Source organism: Pseudomonas sp. 21615526 (assembly GCF_013386245.1).
GTDB lineage: Bacteria > Pseudomonadota > Gammaproteobacteria > Pseudomonadales > Pseudomonadaceae > Aquipseudomonas.
The window spans coordinates 18077-37346 of record NZ_JACAOM010000030.1 but is presented as its reverse complement, the minus strand read 5'-3'; the positions used below and the strand labels follow the sequence as shown (position 1 = coordinate 37346).

Sequence of the window (19270 nt, the reverse complement as noted above, 5' to 3'; positions counted from 1 at the left end):
CGCTTTCGACATATTCGCCAACTTGTTAGTTGGCGTGCCCCAGTAATTACTGTTGTTTTTTATAATATGTAATCCTATTCTTACGGACTTGTTCTGCAATAAATCATTCTCGTTAAGTTGATGTAGTCCGTTTCTTACGGTTGATTCAAAAGTTTTGGCAAAGTGCCATAATTTTCCTATGTGTCTTGGTGTGACAAGGCTACGTGAATAAGCGAATCGACCGGCTTTCATATTCAAAATCGAAATGGATAATTGCCCGGCCTCGAACGAACTCCTGAATTGCAATACAAGTAATTGGAAAGCATCCGATTTCCATTGCTTCAGGAAATTGTTCTGGCGCTGGGTTAATTAAGTCCTGTGCGCAACTAAGCCAGGATTTCGTTTTGATTTTTAATACATGTGAGCCTCTGCAAATGAAGACTAAAGTAAAAGCTGCGCTGTTGACTGTCGGCCTGTTGGCGGGTTCGATCTCTGTTGCTAATGCGGCGGACGGGACGATTACATTTACCGGTTCGGTCCATTCGGGTGCTTGCTCTATCAAGCCTGAGTCTGTGGATCAGTCAGTTGCACTTGGCGCTATTGCAAAGCATCAGTTGCAATCCGGCGGCAAGTCCACCGCCCGCCCCGTGGCGATCGAGCTTGAAGGTTGCGACCTGTCTGGCCTCACCGATAACACCGTGACCACTACCTTCACCGGTGCACCGTCCAGCGTTGTGCCTGGCGGCATCGGCACGGTCGGCAGCGCGGGCGGCATCGGCATCATGATGACCCACGGCGGCAAAGCGATTGAGCTGGGCGTGCCAACCACTCCGCAGGCCATTGTTGCCGGTAATAACACCCTGCAGTTCGGTGCCTACGTACAAGGCCAGGCGACAGGCGACATCGTTCCTGGTGATTTCAGCGCGGTCACCAACTTCACCTTGGCTTATCAGTAAGTGTTTCCCCCGCCACCACTGGTGGCGGGGGAAAACTGGCGGGAGATCAAGGTGAAAACATTCATAAGTCTCGCTATTGCCTCTTCATTGACGTTGTTCATCAGCCCTTGTGATGCCGCGCAGACGCGTGTGCAAGGCGATGGGCTCGTCACGCTGGGAGGCGAGATCATCGACTCGGCCTGCGGGCTGGAAGCGGTCACTGCCGATCAGACCATCGACATGCCTCCCGAACCCATCGGCCGCCTGTTACGAGAGGGCGCGGGGCAAATGCAGCCGTTCCAGCTACGGCTGGTCAACTGCACCGTGACGCGTCCCGACCCGCTGCGCCCCGGCGAAACGCTGCCGGACTGGGAGCATCTTCGCGTGACGTTCGACGGGCCCAGCGATATGGGCGGGCGCACCTTTGCGGCCTTTGGGGCCTCGCAGGGGGTTGCCTTCCATATTGAGGACGCCGCTGGCCAGGTGAGTGTGCCGGGAGTGCCGATGGCGCTGCTGCCGGTGGTTGATGGCGACATGACACTTCATTACAGGCTCCGCCTGGTGGGCAACGGAGTGCCGCTGTTGGCAGGGGCTCACCGCGCGGCAGTGCGGTTCAAGTTGGAATACTTTTGAAGATTGAGTTGCGTGTATGTTGAATACGTCGAAAGTCATGAATACGCTGCGCCCCAGCCTCTTTGGCGGGTTGATATCACTGGCTGGAACTGCAATGGGCGCCGGGGATATTGAGTTTAATACCGACGTTCTTGATCTGATTGATCGCTCCAATATTGACCTGTCTCAGTTTGCACGCAGTGGGTTTATCTTGCCTGGCACCTACTCGATGGTGGTCCAGCTCAATACCCAACCTATATCTGAACAATCGGTGGCGTTCTTTGCCCCCGATGATGATCCCAAAGGCAGTGTGCCCTGTTTATCGCGCGAGCTTGTCGAGCAACTGGGCCTCAAGGCGTCCGGTGCTGACCAGCTGAAGTGGTGGAAGGGCGGGCAGTGCCTGGATGTCACGGGCTTGCCCGGCATGGAGGTCAGTGCCGACCTGGGCACGTCCACCCTGGACATCAACCTTCCCCAGGCCTACCTGGAATACAGCGCCATCAACTGGGACCCGCCGTCACGTTGGGACGAGGGGGTGCCGGGGCTGCTGGTCGACTACAACATGACGGCGCAGTCCAGCTACCGCAAAGGTGACGGTACGCGCAATGACCTCAGCGGTAACGGCACACTCGGGGCCAATGCCGGGGCCTGGCGCCTGCGGGCGGATTGGCAAGGGCGTGTCGAGAAAGACCGCGAGGCGCAGGCCAGCCGGCAAAAACTGGAGTGGAGTCGCTATTACGCATATCGCGCCATTCCTGCGCTGAAGGCACGCCTGGTGTTGGGCGAGGACTACCTGTATTCGGACCTGTTCGACAGCTTCCGCTTTACCGGTGCCGGGCTCAAGTCAGACGAAAGCCAGCTGCCGCCCAACCTGCGGGGCTATGCACCGGAAGTGGTCGGGGTGGCCAAGACCAATGCAAAGGTTGTCATCAGCCAGCAGGGGCGTGTGCTCTATGAAACGCTGGTGGCGGCAGGCCCTTTTCGGATCCAGGACCTTAACGACGCCGTGTCCGGCACGCTGGATGTGCGGGTCGAGGAGCAGGACGGTTCGGTACAGAAATTCCAGCTCGATACGGCAGGCGTTCCCTACCTGACGCGTCCCGGGCAGGTTCGTTACAAGCTGTCTGCCGGGCGACCGTCCAACCTGCAGTACCACTCCCACGGTGACTTTTTCGGCACCGGCGAATTTTCCTGGGGAATCAGCAATGGTTGGTCGCTGCTGGGCGGTGCGATAACGGATAACAACTACCGTGCGCTGTCGGTGGGGGCGGGGCGGGATTTGCTGGCGTTCGGGGCCGTTTCCCTGGACGTCACCCAGTCTCGCGCCAGCCTGTGGAACCAGACACTTTCGGGCAAATCCTACCGCCTTCAATATTCCAAGAACTTTGAAGAGTACGACAGCCAGGTCACCTTCGCCGGTTACCGGTTCTCCGAGAAGAACTACTTGAGCATGAGCCAATACCTGGATGCTCGGCACTATGGGTTGAACGGTGAATTGGGTGGGCGCGGCGTGTTCGATGAAGACGGTAACTTCATTGAACACTGGAAACCCATTGGCGGTAACAAGGCGCTGTATACGGTCACGGTGAACAAACAGTTCCGCGATCTGAACACCACGGTGTATGCCAGCTACAACAAACAAACCTATTGGAACCGGCCGGACACCCAGCGCTGGAACCTGTCGGCGTCTCGTTACTTCAACGTGGGCTCTGTCAGGAACATGAGCCTGTCGCTGAATTTATATCGCACCCATGAATACCAATATAAGGACAACGGAGCAGCGCTGACGGTCAGCCTGCCATTGGGACCCACCGGCACCCTGTCGATGGATGCCAACAGGGCCGGCGGCAAAAACAGCTTTACCACACGCTACGCCGATCGCCTGGATGAACGTAACAGCTACCAGGTCAGTGCCAGCGACACCTCGGCCAGCGGCTACCTGAGCCATATTGGTGACCAGGCCGACATCGACCTCAGCGCCACGACGCAACAAGGCAATAACCGCACCCTCAGCGCATCCGTGCGTGGCGGCGGCACGCTCACGCCTTACGGCGGGGCGCTGCATCGAACCACCAGTACCGGCGGAACCCGGCTGCTGGTCGATACCGCCGGTGTGCCCGATGTGCCCGTGCGGGGCTACGGCACGCCGACCCGCAGCAACGCGTTCGGCAAGGCGGTCATCTCCGACATCACCAGCTACCAGCGTACGGCGGCCAGTGTTGACTTGGAGAAATTGCCCAGCGATGTCGAGGCCACTCAATCCGTGACGCAACTGACCCTCACCGAGGGGGCCATTGGCTACCGATCCCTGGAAGTGATTTCCGGCCAGAAGGCCATGGCGGTTCTTCGCCTGCCGGATGGCAGCGCACCGCCCTTCGGCGCCACGGTGAAAAACCGCAAGCAGCAGGACACCGGGGTGGTGAATGACGGCGGGGATGTCTACCTGAGCGGCATTCAGGCCGGCGAGCAGATGATCGTCAGTTGGGGCGGCACCGAGCGCTGCGTCCTGACGCTGCCCGTCGAGTTGCCAACGGATGCGTTCACCGATGCCCTGCAACTGCGCTGCCAGAGGGTAGCCGTCGATCAAGCCTCACCCGAGCCAGCCAGCCTGACCGGCCAGCGAAACACTATGGAGAACCCATCCTCATGAAACACAGCACACGTTTTACCTATGCACTGCTGCTGGCGGTCTTGAGCCAGAGCGCCAACGCCGCTGTCGGCCTGGACCGTACCCGCGTGATTTTCGACGGTGGCAAAGACGCAACCAGCGTCAACATCACCAACAACAACCCCCAGTTGCCGTACCTGGCCCAGGGCTGGATCGAGGATGAAGAGGGCAACAAGATCACCTCGCCGTTGATCGTGCTGCCACCGGTCCAACGCCTGGAGCCCGGCAAGCAAAGCCAGGTAAAGGTCCAGGCGTTGCCGGCCGCCAAATCGCTGCCCCAGGATCGGGAGACGGTCTACTACTTCAACCTGCGGGAAATTCCGCCGCGCAGCGACAAGCCCAACACCCTGCAAATCGCCCTGCAAACCCGGATCAAATTGTTTTACCGGCCGCAGGCAATTACCCCCACCCAGCAGGACCTGTCCGACCCATGGCAGGAAAAGCTGACCCTTACCCGGCAAGGCGATCACTACCAGGTGAATAACCCCACGCCTTACTACGTGACCCTGGTGGATGCGCGCAGCAGCAAGGACGGCAAGACCATACCGGGCTTCGAGCCGGTGATGGTCCCGCCCAAAGGCACGCAGGCCCTGGGGCCGACTGCCAAGGAGCTCGGCACAACCCCCTATTTGTCCTACGTGAATGATTACGGTGGCCGTCCGCTGCTGGCGTTCACCTGCAGTGGCGAGACATGCAAGGTGAACACGCAACTGTCTGTGGCCAATCAGTAGTGCCTGCTGCCGGAGAACGTCATGAAGTTGCACACAGTGAAGGTCTTGGGCGGTCTGTTGCTGGCCCTGATGGGGCCGGCGCACGCCGCGGATGACGAGGATGTGGAGGGCATGGTCGGGATGCTCAACATTCTCGGGTCCATGCACGAAACCCCCTGCAGCCTGGAGATGGCATCCCTGCACCAGACGATCGACCTGGGCCCGGTGTCGGCCAGCCAGTTGCAACGGCCGGGTGACCAGGCGACCTCCGTGGCCTTTCAACTGCTGTTCGAGGATTGCCGGCGCACCGCCGGCCGCATCGCCAGTGAACGCACGGGGAACCTGACATGGAGTGCTTATCAACCGGTGCTCTCGGTGGCGTTCATCGCACCAGCCGATGCCGATGATTCACGGCTGGTCAAGGTGCAAGGCATCACCGGGATGGGCCTGCGCCTGACCGATTCCCAGGGGCGCGATGTACAGCTGGGTTCAAGGGGGGAGCCATTGTTCTTGCCCTTGGGCCGCAACACGCAGACCTGGAACGTCCAGCCCACGCGCACCCCGGCACCCCTGACCAGCGGTGCATTCCGGGCCGTGGTGGATTTCAGGCTCAATTATGAGTAAGGGCAGAACAATGACCAGGTTAACCGGCCCGTGGGCCATTTTTATCGGTGCGGGACTGCTGTGGGTGGTCAGCCAGGGCGTGCAGGCCGATACCAACCTGACGATCCGCGCGACCATCATTGCACCTCCACCGTGCGTGATTAACAGCGGCGGCACACTGAATGTGCCGTTCGGCAATGACCTGCTGACGTCACGGATTGATGGCGTGAATTATCGACGGGACGTGCCGTATACCGTCGCCTGCAGTCCTCCCGTTTACAGCAACGCGATGACCCTGGAACTCAAGGGCGCGGCAGCCGGGTTTGATAACAAAGTGCTCTCGACCCCCAAGACCGACCTGGGGGTCAAGCTCTTCGCCAATGGGGCGGACTGGCCGCTGAACACACCGCTCAGGTTTACCCATCCGACCTTTCCGGCCGTGCAGGCGGTGCCGGTCAAGCGCGCAGGCAGCACGCTGACGGGCGGGGCATTTGCGACCGCCGCTACCCTCGTGATCGAGTACCAATAATGAGGAAACGATCAATGAAATGTTGGCCACAGCGAACGTTGCTCGGCTTGTGTTGCTTCGGCTTTTTCAGTGCTGCGTCGGCCAACCTGACGTTCAACGGAACGCTGAACGAGCCGCCGCCCTGCACGATTGATTCGGGCAGCACGATTGAAGTCGATTTCGGGGATGTCGGCACCAAGCGTGTCGATGGCGTGAAATATCGCAGGGCCGTCGGCTACACCATCCGCTGCGGCGCCTCAACGCTGCCGTGGCTGTTGAAGTTGAGCGTCAAGGGCGCAGAGACAAGCTTTGATAACGCGGCCCTGCAGACCACTGCGCCTGACCTGGGCATTCGGCTGTACCAGAACAACGCGCCGTTTCGCCTCAACACGCCGCTGGACATCAGCCTGGCGGCACCGCCGACCTTGGAAGTGGTGCCGGTCAAACGGCCGGGTTCGGTCCTGAAGGCCCAAGGGTTCACGGCGGTGGCCACGCTGTTGGCTGAATACCAGTAGGAGTCGAGTGTATGCGACACGCAATGATTCATAAGGGGCTGGTCCTGCTGCTGACCTTCGGCCTGGCGGCCACGGCGCAGGCGGTGGACAACCTGAGGTTCAAGGGCAACCTGGTGGAACAGGCCTGCACCATCCGCCCGGGCGATGAAGCCATCACCCTGGAGCTGTGGGACCTGACCAGCAAGCACCTCTACATCAACACACGCTCAGTGGGCAAACGTTTCACCCTGCACCTGGATGACTGCAATACCACCATCAGCGACTCGGTGACCATCCTGTTCAACGGTGCGGAAAACCGCGCGCTGCCCGGTTTGTTTGCGCTGGATGGTGGCAGCGGTGCCTCTGGCATCGGGCTGGGTTTGGAGACACTGAGCGACAAGCCGGTGCCGGTGAACAAGGTCGGCGACGAGCAGAAATTGAGCCCCGGCAACAACGTCATCCTGCTCAAGGCCTATGTGCAGGGTGAGCCGGATGCCCTGCGGGACAAGACCATCGGGCACGGCAGCTACCGTGTGACTTCGACGTTTACGCTGGATTATCCGTAACGCTAAACCGTTATGCATGGGATGAAAGAGAACAACATGAAACGACTATTTGGAGCCGTTGTGCTGCTTGCCCTGGCTGGCGTCACGACGACCGTGAAAGCGGCTGATTGCCGGGTCAATGGCGGCAATTGGCAACGGGTGAGCATTGGCGGGACGTTGAACCTGCAGGTTCCGGTGAATGTGCGGCTGGAGGTGAATGAGCCGCGCATTCTCCTGTCCGGGGTGAGGATCGAATGCCGGTTTGAACCGGACAGCTATACCCCGGATGGACGGCAGGACTACTGGGCCACCGGGACGAGGATCGGCCCGGCCTGGTCGCCTGGTCCGAAGTTCGTCAGCCAGACGACCGGCTTGCGTATCAATGGCAGTTATTGGAACACGCCTATCCAGGCGGGTATCAGGATTGCGACCATGCCTAACAATACGTCTCCGATCCCGATCGATGTCATCCCTTATATATTGATCCGCAACAACCCGACCAACCCGATCGACATTCGAATAGGTGACACTCTGGGCGTGTTACGTCTCGACCAGACCAACAACTACGATTCCTTTTCCACGAGCCTGCAGCTTACGTACATCGCCAACAACGACTTCACCATCTCCCCGTCGTCGTGCACGATCAACAATAACCAACCGATCGAAATCAACTTCGGCAACGTGCACCAGAGGGCGATAGGCACCGACCCCGTATCAACCACCGTTCGTACCGATCGCACGCTCACCTACCGGTGCCCGGACCCGGGGATTACCACGCCGATCACCATTACCTACAAAGGCACGCCGTCCTCGTTCAACGCCAATGCGCTGGTGATGAGCAATCCGAACGTGGGCACGGCCCTTGTCCGTCAGGGGACTGCGGTTCGAGTCAATGGCTCGTTCCTGACCCGTATCACCAACAGTTCCGGGAGCGACGTTGTAACGTTCGCCCTGGTCAAGCAGGCGGGGTCCCTGCCTGTCGAGGGGCCGTTGAACGGCAGCGGCGTACTGGTAATGGGGGTGCCATGACACACCCATACGGTCAGACCTGGCGCGTGACGCGGTTACGTTGTTGGCTGTGGCGTTCCAAAGCCTGGTGGGTCAACTCGCGCATCCATTGTTTTTCGCGGTAGCCCAGTTCGTTGAGCAGCAGGTTGTAGCTGTCGTCCGTCATGGGTTGCCCGGTCAGCACCTGCGGGTGCGGTACACCCAGGGCGTCGGCGAGGCCGATCAGCGTGAGCCTCAACGCTTCCTTCTGCTCGGCGGGTAAGCCGTTGGCCTGGGCCAGCCTGGCCTGGGCTTCCTGCAGTTCATCAAGGCGTGCGCATTGTTCGTCGAAATGCCGGGCATTGGCCTCAAGGGTGTTCGGGTGGTGGTCGTGCAGGTACTCTTCCCAATAGGGCTCCAGCAACATCTGGTTGACCAGGCCATCGCCTTCGCCCAGCTCCAGCACCGTGCTGTAGGCCTGTTCGATCTGCGTGGGTTTTACGTCGCCGGTGTCGCGGTACAGCATGTGTTCCGACAGCCAGGGCAGGTCGAGGCGCTTGGCCAGGGAGGTCTGGTAGCTCAGGTAGACCTCCACGTCGTCCACGTTACCCATCACGCCCTCCCGTCGTTGCGAACGCAGCCATTGGCCGAGGCCGCCTTCGGCTTCGGGTTTGAGCCGATGGGCAATGTCCTCGCTGGCGATGCGGTTCAATTGCTTGAGCCGTGCATTGCCCTTTGCCAGCGTCACCAGTTTGCCCTCGCGCTCGCTGGCCGAGGCGGAGTAACGCTGGGCTTCGCTGACCAGCACTTCGATGCCCAGGTCATTGAAAATCTGTGCACTGCCGTCGGCGCACAGGCCGGGAAAACTGGCCATCTTGAACAGCTTTTCACGCAGCGCCGTATCGTTGTGGGCCGCCTCCAGCAAACGCCAGACGCGCTCGCGCAACGTTTCAAGATTGTCCCAATAGGTGTCCATGTCCTGGGGCCGCTGGAAGAAGTCGGGCGCTTCAAGGGCCTTGATCACCTCGAACAAACCCTGGGAGCCGTGCTCGCGCTCCACCGCTTGCCACAGCTCCTGGCGCCTGCCCAGTAACGGCGGCCTGACCCGTTCCAGCCACGGGCCGCTCTCTCCACGGGGTTCATAGCTGCGGTTGGGGTCCAGTCCGGCGGCTTCGCGGTACTGCTCGTACAGCAGGCGCTGGTCGTTGAGCAGGGTGTTGCGGTCCAGGCGGGTATGGGCGACGGTCCGGGCCTCGGCGCTATCGGCCATGAGCGCTGGCACATGATCAATCCGGGTTTGGCTCAGGTCCAGCAGGAAACCCTCCTCCCGTGGGTGGGCAAACAGCCCGGTGGGCCATTGGGTGATGGGGGTGCGGCTCAGGAACAGGCGGCGCAGGTGCGGCATTTTCGATATGTTCGGTGGCTGCGTCAGCGGGTTGCGGTACAGGTTCAGGTTGCGCAGGTGCTTGAGGTTTTTCAGGCGCGCAACGTCGCCGTTGAGCAGCGTGATCTGGTTTTCCCCCAGGTTGAGGTCGCGCAGGTAGCGCATGTTGGCGATGGGCTCGGGCAGCCGCGTCAGTTCGTTCGCACTGACGTCCAGCTCCCGCAGGGACGGGAATGCCTGCAGAAAGGGCCACTGGCTGTCGTTGAACATGCAGTTGGCCAGCTTCAGTTGGGTGACGTGCTCGAAACCATTGCCCAGCAGCGGCAGGCTGCCGGGCAGGTCGAGGGCGCTGAGGTCCAGGCTCGCGCCGCTCTGCACCTGGCCCAAGTCGTCGCGGTGCTCGGCGAGGCGGTCTTCCCAGCAGCGATAGAGTTTGTGCGCAATGATATTTTTACGCAGTTTTTCCTCCCGGGCCATGCGGCTGTTTTTGGGATGGGGGCCGGGCAGGCGCTTCCATTGCTCCAGCTCCCGGTACAGGTTGTGCCGCTGCAGGACCAGGCGATTGAGGACATCGTTGTTCAGCCCCGGGCCGATCTCATTGAGGAACCGCTGCAGGCGTTCCTCCTCCAGGGTCGGGAACAGACTGGCCAGCACCTCCCGGGCGCGGGCCTGGCCCAAGTGCTCCTGGGCGCGGCGCAACCCGCCGAGGGCCGCGCCGCCGAGCAGGGTGGTGGTCTGCACATCTGCCGTACTGCGCAGCGGTGGCTCGGCCAGCACCCGGCGCCGTTCGGCCAGGGGTTCGAGGGTTTCCATCAGCCAATGCTTGAGCCCGGCGCCCTGGCCGGGCCGGTAGCCCAGTTCACGTTGCTGCGCTTCGGACAGCGCGCGCAACAGGCATTCATACAGGGTATCCGGCCCATGCAGGCGCTGGCCCTGCTGATCGAACAGTTCGTAGCCCATGTCGTTCTGGCGCACCAGCACCCGGCGCCGGCGGGCATCGGCCGGCCCGGCTTCACAACGCAGCGTACCGCTGACCAGGCGATCGCGGATTTGCAGGTGCAGGTCGCCAAAGCCATCGCTGTAGCGCTTGAGGGTATTGAGCACCAGGCGCTCGGTACCTTCGGTGATCGCCCAGGGCGGGAAGAACCCCGCGTAGGCCTGGACACTGTGCTGGGCGAAGCTCAGTTCCCTGGCCTGATTGAGCAGGCGCAGCGGTACGTGGTGGTCCAGGGTTTGCCGTTCGGCCGGGGTTGTGCCGGCCAGCAGGGTGTCGGCCAGCGGCCGGTCCAGCGGGCTGACCTGCTCGCGCAAACGGCGTCCATGGGGATCGGCGCTGACCTGGCGGGCCTGATGGATGTAGTCGGCGATGTCACCGGTCTGGCGCGCCACCGAGTCCGCCAGTTGATCGCGCAAGGTTTGCACGCGCAGTGCTTGCGGCACGTCGCCGCCCAGCAGGTGCCTGATCGACGGCTCATCGAGAAACTCCAGCACCCGCGCCGGCAACTCGCCGGACATCACCTCGGCCAGGCTCAATTGCAGCGTGTCGGCCGGCGATGCCTGCGGGTTGGCGTACTTGTGGGAGTCACCGCTCTTGTCCGAGCGCACGAACACTTCCAGTGCCTTGGTTTGGGGCCAGCCCGGCAGCTCGGTGATGGTCTGCTCGAACCAGGCGGACGTCGCATCCAGCGGCAGCGGTGCGCCGGCGCGAATGGTGTGCACGGTCTGTGTGGCAGCGCGCTGGGCTTCATAGCGATTGAGGGTCGCTTCCAGCAGCGGCGGGGTCGGCCGGTTTTGCACGTAAAGGTTGCGCAGCACACCGTCGTCGGCACCGCTGATGCGTTGCATCTGCTGCAGTTGCTGGTTGCTGAAGGGCGCCGTGCGCGGCCCCAGGCGGCGCATCAGCGTGGCGCTGTCCCAGGTGCGCGGTTGCTCGGCTTCATGTACGAAGGCGCCGTCGCCGTTGAACCGCACCAGGGGTTGATAGGCGTTGGCGCGCTCCGGGTGAGCGATACGCGTGTCGCCGGTTTCAGGGTCTGCCTGCACTTCGAAGTGAGTACCTTGCAGCGCGAGGATCTGCTTGCCCCGATGGGTGTGCAGGCCGTCGACAATGGGCGGCTGGTCGAGGTTTTTCACAGCATAGGGCGCAATATCCGGGTGCCACAGGCGCGTGCTGCCGTCGGGCCGCACCACCGGGCGCAAGCCTTCGACGAAGGGGCTGAGCTTGAGCCGTGCGACATGGCCCAACTGGCTGGCAGCACCGAACAAGGCAAACTGGATCACGCTGTCGGCCACCGCGACCACTTGCTCCGCCGCCTCGGCACCACGCCCCTGGGCCCAATCGACAATCCCCTCGAACACCTCGTCGGTGATCTGGTACAGGCTGTAGGCGAGCATCGCTTCACCCAGCAGCGGCACGAAGGGCGTCAGCACCAGCAGCGCCGCATTGAAGATATCCCCGAGGATTTTTTCCAGGTTGTCCCACCAGGCCCAGCGCGCGTGGCGGTCGGCGGTGGCGGTGGGCACGGCGATGTCCAGGGCATCGTTGACGATCTTGTTCAACTTGAGGCGGTACTGGTAATTCCACAGGTCATTTTCGGCGGCGAGCGTTGAGCGATTGACGTGATCGTCACCGATAGCCTGCACGCTGAATTGCAGGTTTGGCTGGGTGATCGGAGTGTCGCGCCAGCTGGGGCGCGGGTCGGTGTGGGCGGTTTGATGCCAGCGAACACGGCTCAAGCGTGTATTGAGCCCGGCAAAGAATTCACCGCGCCTGGCGTGGTCGATGAACTGGCTGAAGAAGGTCTGGTAGCGCTGGCTGTCCCGCAGTTTTTCCGTGAGGTGGCTGAGGAAGGCCGCAGGCGAAGGGTATTGCTTCAGAGGGTGTTCGGGGTCTGCGGGGATGTACACCAGCACCTTGCCGACGGGTCGGGTGGGCTGCGGGACAAACAGCAACAGGATGCCGGTCAATGCCGTGTTCATCAGGCTCAGGGTATGGCATCCAAGCGCCTGACCGTCCAGCAGCGCGACGCGGCCGGCGATCAGGTCGAGCACGGCGCCGTGGGCATCGGCGTCGATGTCCCGGTTGATCAAGGCCAGGTGCGCCGCCGTACCCAGGGCAGTCTTCTGAGTGGCAATCATCTGCAGGCGCACGTCCCGGGTCACCGCCGGGTCATAGAATCCCAGGGCCTGGCGCAGGCTTTTCTGGTAGCGGGCGCCCAGGTCCAGGGTGCGGCAGATGTGCTTGAACTGTTCAGCGGTCAATACCGCGCCGGTGATGGAGTGGCGCAAGGTCAGTGTATCCCGCTGCCCGCGTGGGTCTTCGGCGGACAGGAAGGCGTAGTCGACGAAGGTGTCCGAGGCGGCAAAGTTGGCCAGCGCGACGTCCAGCAGCGACAAGGTTTTGCTTTGCTCCCCACGATTGAAATCGTGCACCCACCAGGCAACTTTGGCGCTGGCATACAGCCGCAGGCAGGTGGTTCTGACGTCGATCTCGCCATAGGCCTTCAAGGCATTTTTCAGCAACGGTTCGGCGAAGGCGTACACGTCGGTCAATGCCTGGAATCGCTGGTCCATCGCAGCCTGCTGCTGCCAGTGTGCGGCGATCGCGGGCTTGAGCGCTTGATGCTGGTTGGCGCTGGCATGGGGATAGTGGCGGATGCCTTGGCGGGCGACGTCGTTGAGTGCGCGCAGGCGGAGTGGCGAGGTGGTTTTCAGCCAGTGCGGCAGGGCGTTTTCGATAAACGCGTGGTGCAGGGACTGGTCGGGTATGTCGGCCATGGGGGCAACCTGTAGAGCTCAAAAAGAAGGCTTGAGTCTATGCACCGGCACGGCTGCGGATAAGTTTGAATAGTGGGTGGAAACCGCGGCGGATCCCTCAGTAATCCGCAAGTGAAAAGCGCAGGGATAGGCCCATCAGCGCACGCTGCATAAGCTGTTGTTGCCCGGTTGCAGATAGGGCGTAAGAATCGGCGCCATGCCCTTGAGTACCTGTACCGGCAACGCCGAAGTGAACTTGAAACCCTGGGCCGAAGCGCCGGGGACGAAGGCGGTCAGCGTGCCGAAATGATGCTCGCCGATGTAGAACACGAAGGTCGCCGTGCGGTTGATCGCCTTGGAGCTGAGAATCCGCCCGCCGGCGCCGATGGCTTCGATCCGGTTGTCGCCGGTACCGGTCTTGCCGCCCATGGCCAAAGGCGTACCGTCCGCCAGTTTGAAACTGCCGGACACGCGTCGTGCAGTGCCCGCGTCCACCACCTGGGACAGCGCCCCCTTGAGTGCCGTGGCCACCTCGGAAGGCATCACGCGCTTGCCGCGATTGGGGTCGTTGACCAAGCGGGTTTCGTACGGGGTGTCGGCGGCAAAGCGCAGGCTGTCGATACGCAGGGTGGGCTGGCGCACGCCATCGTTGAGGATGATCCCCACCAGTTCCGCCAGGGCCGCCGGGCGGTCGCCGGAGCTGCCGATGGCAGTGGCAAGCGACGGCACCAGATGGTCGAAGGGGTAGCCGACTTTCTGCCAGCGCTGGTGAATATCGAGGAAGGCTTCGATCTCCAGCATGGTGCGGATGCGGCTGTCGCGGGCACTCTTGTGGCGGCTCTTGAACAGCCAGCTGTAAACCTCCTGGCGCTCGTGTTCACTGGCGGCGGTGGCCTGGGTGAAGGTGGCGTCAGGGTTGTTCAGCAGGTAGCCCATCAGCCACAGGTCCAGCGGGTGAACCTTGGCGATATAGCCTTGGTCAGGCAGGTCGTAGGCGCCGGGGCCGTAATTCTGGTAGAGCTTTTCGAGGCGCTCGTCGGTGAGTTTTTCAGGGCTTTTGACGCTGCTCAAGTGCGAGCGGACGAAGCTGTTGAAACTCGCCTGGCTGGCGTTGGGCAGCAGGTAGCGGTGTACGGCGGCCAGGCGAATGGCGGTGGGGTGCATGCTGTCGAGGAAGGTGTCGAGGCGCGCCTGGGTGTTCTTGTTGCGGTATTTCTTCCAGAACTTGAGCAGGAAGGTGGTGCCTTCGCGGTCGGCGAATTTGGCCAGGTATTCCTGGCGCCTCGGGTCACTGTCGTCCTTGAGCAACTCGGCACTGTTGTTCGCACCGTGATAGGTGCTGTAGCGCACCAGGTCACGCATCAGGCGAATGAACGGCAAGTTGATCGACTCGCGCAGGGCTTCGATCAACGTGGGATTGCGACCGTTGTCCTGGCTGCGGAAGTTATGGAAGTGGTGCATGCCGCCGCCGGTGAAAAAACCTTCGCCGGTGTTGGCCGAGTATTGGCGATTGAGGGCGGCGTCGAGCATGGCCGGCAGGTTGCGGTCGCTGTTCTGGGCCAGGTAGTCGAGGGCCCAGCGGGTAATGCGGTCCGTGTCCTCGACCGGGACTTTGCGCAGCTCGGCGGCAGGTGTCGCAGCGTATTTATCATGCAGTTCGCTGACGATTTGCAGGTAGGTGGTCATCACCCGCAGCTTGGCGGTTGAACCCAGTTCCAGCTTGCTGCCTTCGTTGATGTCGAATGGCTGGTCGGTGCTGTCGGTTTGCACGCGCACGCGGGCACCGTCGGGTGTCATCTCGTAGAGGTTGAAACTGTAGCGAACCTGAGCGGTGCTGGCGGGCGTCAGCAGCGTGGGCCCGAGCAGGCCGATCTGCGCGGCGAAAGTGGGGTCGGCGAGTTGCTTGAGGTACGTGCTGGCCTGGCTTTGCAGGTCGGCTTGCAAGGTGCTCGTGGCAGAGAGATCGAGTCGATCGAGGTCGTACAGCGGCTGGTTGAGCAGGGCGGCCAGGCGAGTGCGGGCGACGCTGATGCCCTTGTTGGTTTCGATTGGCTGGATCGTCGGTTGTTGCTGCCAGTCACGGTAGGTGACTTTGCTGGCGAGGGCTGCGCTGGCCAGCGCCGAGTCGATCACGTTGTTTTGTGCGAGCAGGCGGATGTGGCTGTCGGTGAGGTCCGCCAGTTCCTTGTGGCCCTTGGACAGATAGTGAGACGGGCGACGCTGGGCGATCATCAGCGACAGCACCTCGCGCAACGCCAGACCCTTTTGCGGCAGCTGTTTGGGGTCGGTGCCGATGAGCAGCGCGTTTGTCTGGTTGAAGTCGGCGCCGTACCACACGCGCAAGCCTTCGGCCATGCCGTGCACTTCGCCATGGCCGGGTACCGCCGACAGGGGCACGCTGTTGAGGTAGTCGCGCACGATGTCCTGGCGAGCGGCAAGGGTTTGCGGGCCGTCCTGATACGCGCGCACGCTGGCAGAAATCATCTGGCGGATTTTCTCGCCGCCGGACAGGGTCAGGCCGTCGGGCGAGTGGCGGTATTTTTCCAGCTGCGTGGCCAGGGTACTGCCGCCTGCCGTCTGGCCGGGCAGGTGCAAGAGCTTCGCCACCTGGGACCAGGCGGCCTTGGCAAAGCGCGGCCAATCCACGGCCGGGTTGAGTTGCGGGTTTTTCGGGTCCAGCAGGTCGCGGTCTTCGATAAACAGCAGGCTGCTGACCACCACCGGCGGGATCGCCGCAAAGCTTGGGTAGAACTGTTGTGGATACGTGAACTGATACAGCGGCGCGGCGCGGCAATCGGTGATGGTCAGGCCGGCCTGGATCTTTTCCGGGTAGGGCACGAACAGGCCGCGCTGGGCGTAGGCCATCAGGTCGGGAGAGAAGCGCGCTTGAGCCTGGATCAGGTAGTCACGCTTGATCAAGCGCGGCAGGAACTCGCCGAGGGCGCTGTAGCCCAGGCGCTTGTCAAAGGGCCCGGCGCCAGGGTAAACCCGTGCATCACTGGGGCCCGAATGCATTTGGTAAGTGAGGGTTGAGGCAATGTCGGAGAAGGTCTTGGCCTGCAACCTTGAAGTGCGCATTTCCCGCAGGGCGGCAAAGCCCAGGGCGATCAGCGCAATCAGCAGCACCAGCCAGAACAGCCGCCACCACAACCGTCGGCGGGGAGGAGGGCTTTGTGGCAACGGCTGTTCATCCGGGCTATCGGTGGATACCGCAGCCTTGGTCGAAGCGTTTTGCCATAAAGCGCCCATAGTCGATTGATCCATTTACGTAGATTGATCGGACTTGGTTGAAGCTTAGACGGTGGTGGGCGAGTGGGGGGGATTTGTGAGTGTGATGCTGTTTTTGTGGTGAGGGAGCTTGCTGTGGCGAGGGAGCTTGCTCCCGCTGGAGTGCGAAGCACTCCCCAAGAACCCACCCCGGTCTAGCTGATAAACCGCATGCCCAGGTTTTGGGTCTGCTGCGCAGCCCAGCGGGAGCAAGCTCCCTCGCCACAGTGATTGCTATTCCGGCTCATAGCCAGCAGGCATCCCATAAAGGGTAATCGCCGGCGCGTTTCACCAGTCCCGCTCTGATGGGATTGGCGATGATGTATCGAGCCAAGTGGCGCAAGTCTTCACCATCCCGGATTCCCCTATCGTGATAGCCGTTCTGCCAAAAAGCGCCTGTACGGTTCCTCGCCCGGTTGATGGTGCAGGTGCTGCGGGATTTAACCGCCTGCATCAGTTGGGGCAGGCTGCGTTGCTCAAGCTGGACCAGCCAATGAAAGTGGTCAGGCATGATGACCCAGGCGATGGAGCTCCCCCATTTTTGCTCTTGTGCGCGCTTGAACTCTGCTACCAACAGGCGACCCAGACGAAAGTCGGCAAACAGGGGCTGACGATTGTGTACCACCGCAGTCACCAGATAAGCCCTGCCGGGCTCGCTGAATCTCCCGGTCCGCAGGCGATGGGATTGAGGGCGAGTAGGCATTCCATTGCATTCCTTTGCTCCAGATGAATTGACGCTAGCAGCCTGATAGAGGCTTCGATCCCAGAATTGTTGAGTACGTATTTCCGTGCCTGGAAATTCTCTGTGGCGAGGGAGCTTGCTGTGGTGAAGGGGCTTGCTGTGGCGAGGGAGCTTGCTGTGGCGAGGGAGCTTGCTCCCGCTGGAGTGCGAAGCACTCCCAAAGAACCCGCCCCGGTCTGATTGATAAACCGCATGCCCAGATTTTGGGTCTGCTGCGCAGCCCAGCGGGAGCAAGCTCCCTCGCCACAGCAAGCTCTTTCCCCACAATGGCCCTTGGTTGTCAGGAAGTGCCGCTCTAGAGCCTCCCCCACCGGTAAACCCGCCAAAGGTAGGGGCATGACGCTGCACCATTACCGTGCAATACTCGCCGCCGTTTGGTGGCGATGATTCCTACGCTAACCAGGTGATGCTCCTCCGCAAAAGGCGCCTTTACCGAGAGTTCCCGCTGAATCTTGCCGTTTATAGAGTGAAAACCCCTGGGTTTAGCTTTTTATACTGCACCCCCGCTGATCTGGCCCGGCCAGACCGTTTTACCCAAAAGGTGATCCGGCAACGGTACGCCATGGCAGACCCGCCATGACGCCCCGGACTCGGTGGCTCATATCCAATAACAAGACGAGGTTGTATCCCTATGCCAGCTGGCAATCATCTGCCCCACGGCGAGACCGCTCAGGGCGGTCCGCTGAAACGCGAACTCGGCGAACGGCATATTCGCCTGATGGCCCTCGGTGCATGCATCGGCGTCGGCCTGTTCCTAGGCTCGGCCAAGGCCATTGAAATGGCCGGCCCGGCGATCATGCTGTCGTACATCATCGGCGGCCTGGCGATCCTGGTGATCATGCGCGCCCTCGGCGAGATGGCCGTGCACAACCCGGTGGCCGGTTCGTTCAGCCGCTACGCCCAGGATTACCTCGGCCCGCTGGCGGGCTTTCTCACCGGCTGGAACTATTGGTTCCTGTGGCTGGTGACCTGCGTGGCAGAAATCACGGCCGTCGCCGTGTACATGGGCGTGTGGTTCCCCGATACACCCCGCTGGATCTGGGCCCTGGCAGCACTGATCAGCATGGGCACCATCAACCTGATCGCGGTCAAGGCCTTCGGTGAGTTCGAGTTCTGGTTCGCACTGATCAAGATCGTCACCATCATTGCCATGGTGATCGGCGGCGTCGGCATCATCGCGTTCGGCTTTGGCAACGATGGCGTAGCCCTGGGCATTTCCAACCTGTGGACCCACGGCGGCTTTATGCCCAATGGCGTGCAGGGTGTGTTGATGTCCCTGCAGATGGTGATGTTCGCCTACCTGGGCGTGGAGATGATCGGCCTCACCGCCGGTGAAGCGAAGAACCCGCAGAAGACCATCCCGAGTGCCATCGGCTCGGTGTTCTGGCGCATCCTGCTGTTCTACGTCGGTGCGTTGTTCGTGATCCTGTCGATCTACCCGTGGAACGAAATCGGCACCCAGGGCAGCCCGTTCGTGATGACCTTCGAGCGCCTGGGTATCAAGACCGCCGCCGGCATCATCAACTTCGTGGTGATCACCGCAGCGTTGTCGTCGTGCAACGGCGGTATCTTCAGCACCGGGCGCATGCTCTACAGCCTGGCGCAGAACGGCCAGGCCCCGGCCACGTTCGGTACCACCTCAAGCAACGGCGTGCCGCGCAAGGCGCTGCTGCTGTCGATCTTCGTGCTGTTGCTGGGCGTGCTGCTCAACTACATGGTTCCGGAAAAAGTCTTCGTCTGGGTCACTTCCATCGCCACCTTCGGCGCGATCTGGACCTGGCTGATGATCCTCCTGGCCCAGCTCAAGTTCCGCAAGAGCCTGACCCAGGCCGAACGTGACGGCCTTAAATACCGCATGTGGCTGTACCCGGTCAGCTCCTACCTGGCCTTGGCGTTCCTGGTGCTGGTGGTGGGCCTGATGGCGTACTTCCCGGACACCCGTGTGGCGCTCTACGTGGGGCCGGTGTTCCTGGTGCTGCTGACGGTGTTGTTCTACGTGTTCAAGTTGCAGCCGACTCAAGCGGCGGCACGCACCGCGAGCTGAGTTTCCTGCGCTCAACAAAAAGCCCCTTACGGGGCT

Annotated in this window: 13 protein-coding genes; 10 read left to right on the top strand and 3 right to left on the bottom strand. The window is 61.6% G+C overall.

Going from position 1 to position 19270, the window contains the following annotated elements:
* Positions 1-413 precede the first annotated feature (413 nt).
* From HX786_RS11115 to HX786_RS11075, 9 genes are read left to right on the top strand one after another with little or no spacing between them, the layout of a single operon-like run.
* Positions 414-935: a fimbrial protein gene (locus HX786_RS11115; protein WP_023659208.1), complete on the top strand. Its 522-nt coding sequence runs from the start codon at positions 414-416 to the stop codon at positions 933-935.
* A gap of 51 nt (positions 936-986) precedes the next feature.
* Positions 987-1547: a fimbrial protein gene (locus HX786_RS11110; RefSeq protein WP_023659209.1), complete on the top strand. Its 561-nt coding sequence runs from the start codon at positions 987-989 to the stop codon at positions 1545-1547.
* A gap of 16 nt (positions 1548-1563) precedes the next feature.
* Positions 1564-4176: an outer membrane usher protein gene (locus HX786_RS11105; RefSeq protein ID WP_158213531.1), complete on the top strand. Its 2613-nt coding sequence runs from the start codon at positions 1564-1566 to the stop codon at positions 4174-4176.
* Complete coding sequence (locus HX786_RS11100; protein WP_178912057.1) at positions 4173-4925, top strand: fimbria/pilus periplasmic chaperone; 753 nt, start codon at positions 4173-4175, stop codon at positions 4923-4925. Before HX786_RS11105 ends, HX786_RS11100 begins: the two co-directional genes overlap by 4 nt.
* A gap of 21 nt (positions 4926-4946) precedes the next feature.
* Positions 4947-5528, top strand: a complete 582-nt coding sequence (locus HX786_RS11095; protein ID WP_003216422.1) for a fimbrial protein — start codon at positions 4947-4949, stop codon at positions 5526-5528.
* A 10-nt stretch (positions 5529-5538) separates the two neighbouring features.
* Complete coding sequence (locus HX786_RS11090; RefSeq protein ID WP_178912056.1) at positions 5539-6036, top strand: fimbrial protein; 498 nt, start codon at positions 5539-5541, stop codon at positions 6034-6036.
* Positions 6037-6050: 14 nt separating this feature from the next.
* Positions 6051-6530 carry a fimbrial protein gene (locus HX786_RS11085; RefSeq protein WP_003216426.1) on the top strand — a complete coding sequence of 160 codons (480 nt, stop codon included), beginning with the start codon at positions 6051-6053 and terminating at the stop codon, positions 6528-6530.
* Positions 6531-6541: 11 nt separating this feature from the next.
* Entirely contained in the window at positions 6542-7075 is a 534-nt protein-coding gene (locus HX786_RS11080) for a fimbrial protein (protein WP_087692798.1), read from the top strand.
* A 36-nt stretch (positions 7076-7111) separates the two neighbouring features.
* On the top strand, positions 7112-8083 hold the full coding sequence (locus tag HX786_RS11075; protein WP_008435561.1) for a fimbrial protein: 972 nt from the start codon (positions 7112-7114) through the stop codon (positions 8081-8083).
* A gap of 13 nt (positions 8084-8096) precedes the next feature.
* On the opposite strand, the gene HX786_RS11070 is transcribed toward HX786_RS11075, so the two are convergent.
* The 3 genes from HX786_RS11070 to HX786_RS11060 form a co-directional block, all read right to left on the bottom strand.
* Positions 8097-13202 carry an NEL-type E3 ubiquitin ligase domain-containing protein gene (locus HX786_RS11070; protein WP_178912055.1) on the bottom strand — a complete coding sequence of 1702 codons (5106 nt, stop codon included), beginning with the start codon at positions 13200-13202 and terminating at the stop codon, positions 8097-8099.
* Positions 13203-13337: 135 nt separating this feature from the next.
* The gene (locus HX786_RS11065) at positions 13338-16430 is read right to left on the bottom strand and encodes a biosynthetic peptidoglycan transglycosylase (protein WP_178912054.1); all 3093 of its coding nucleotides are present in this window, start codon (positions 16428-16430) and stop codon (positions 13338-13340) included.
* Positions 16431-16692: 262 nt separating this feature from the next.
* Entirely contained in the window at positions 16693-17151 is a 459-nt protein-coding gene (locus HX786_RS11060) for a transposase (protein WP_177036178.1), read from the bottom strand.
* Positions 17152-17821: 670 nt separating this feature from the next.
* On the opposite strand from HX786_RS11060, the gene HX786_RS11055 reads away from it, so the two are divergent.
* The gene (locus HX786_RS11055; RefSeq protein ID WP_003216436.1) at positions 17822-19234 is read left to right on the top strand and encodes an amino acid permease; all 1413 of its coding nucleotides are present in this window, start codon (positions 17822-17824) and stop codon (positions 19232-19234) included.
* Positions 19235-19270: the final 36 nt, after the last annotated feature.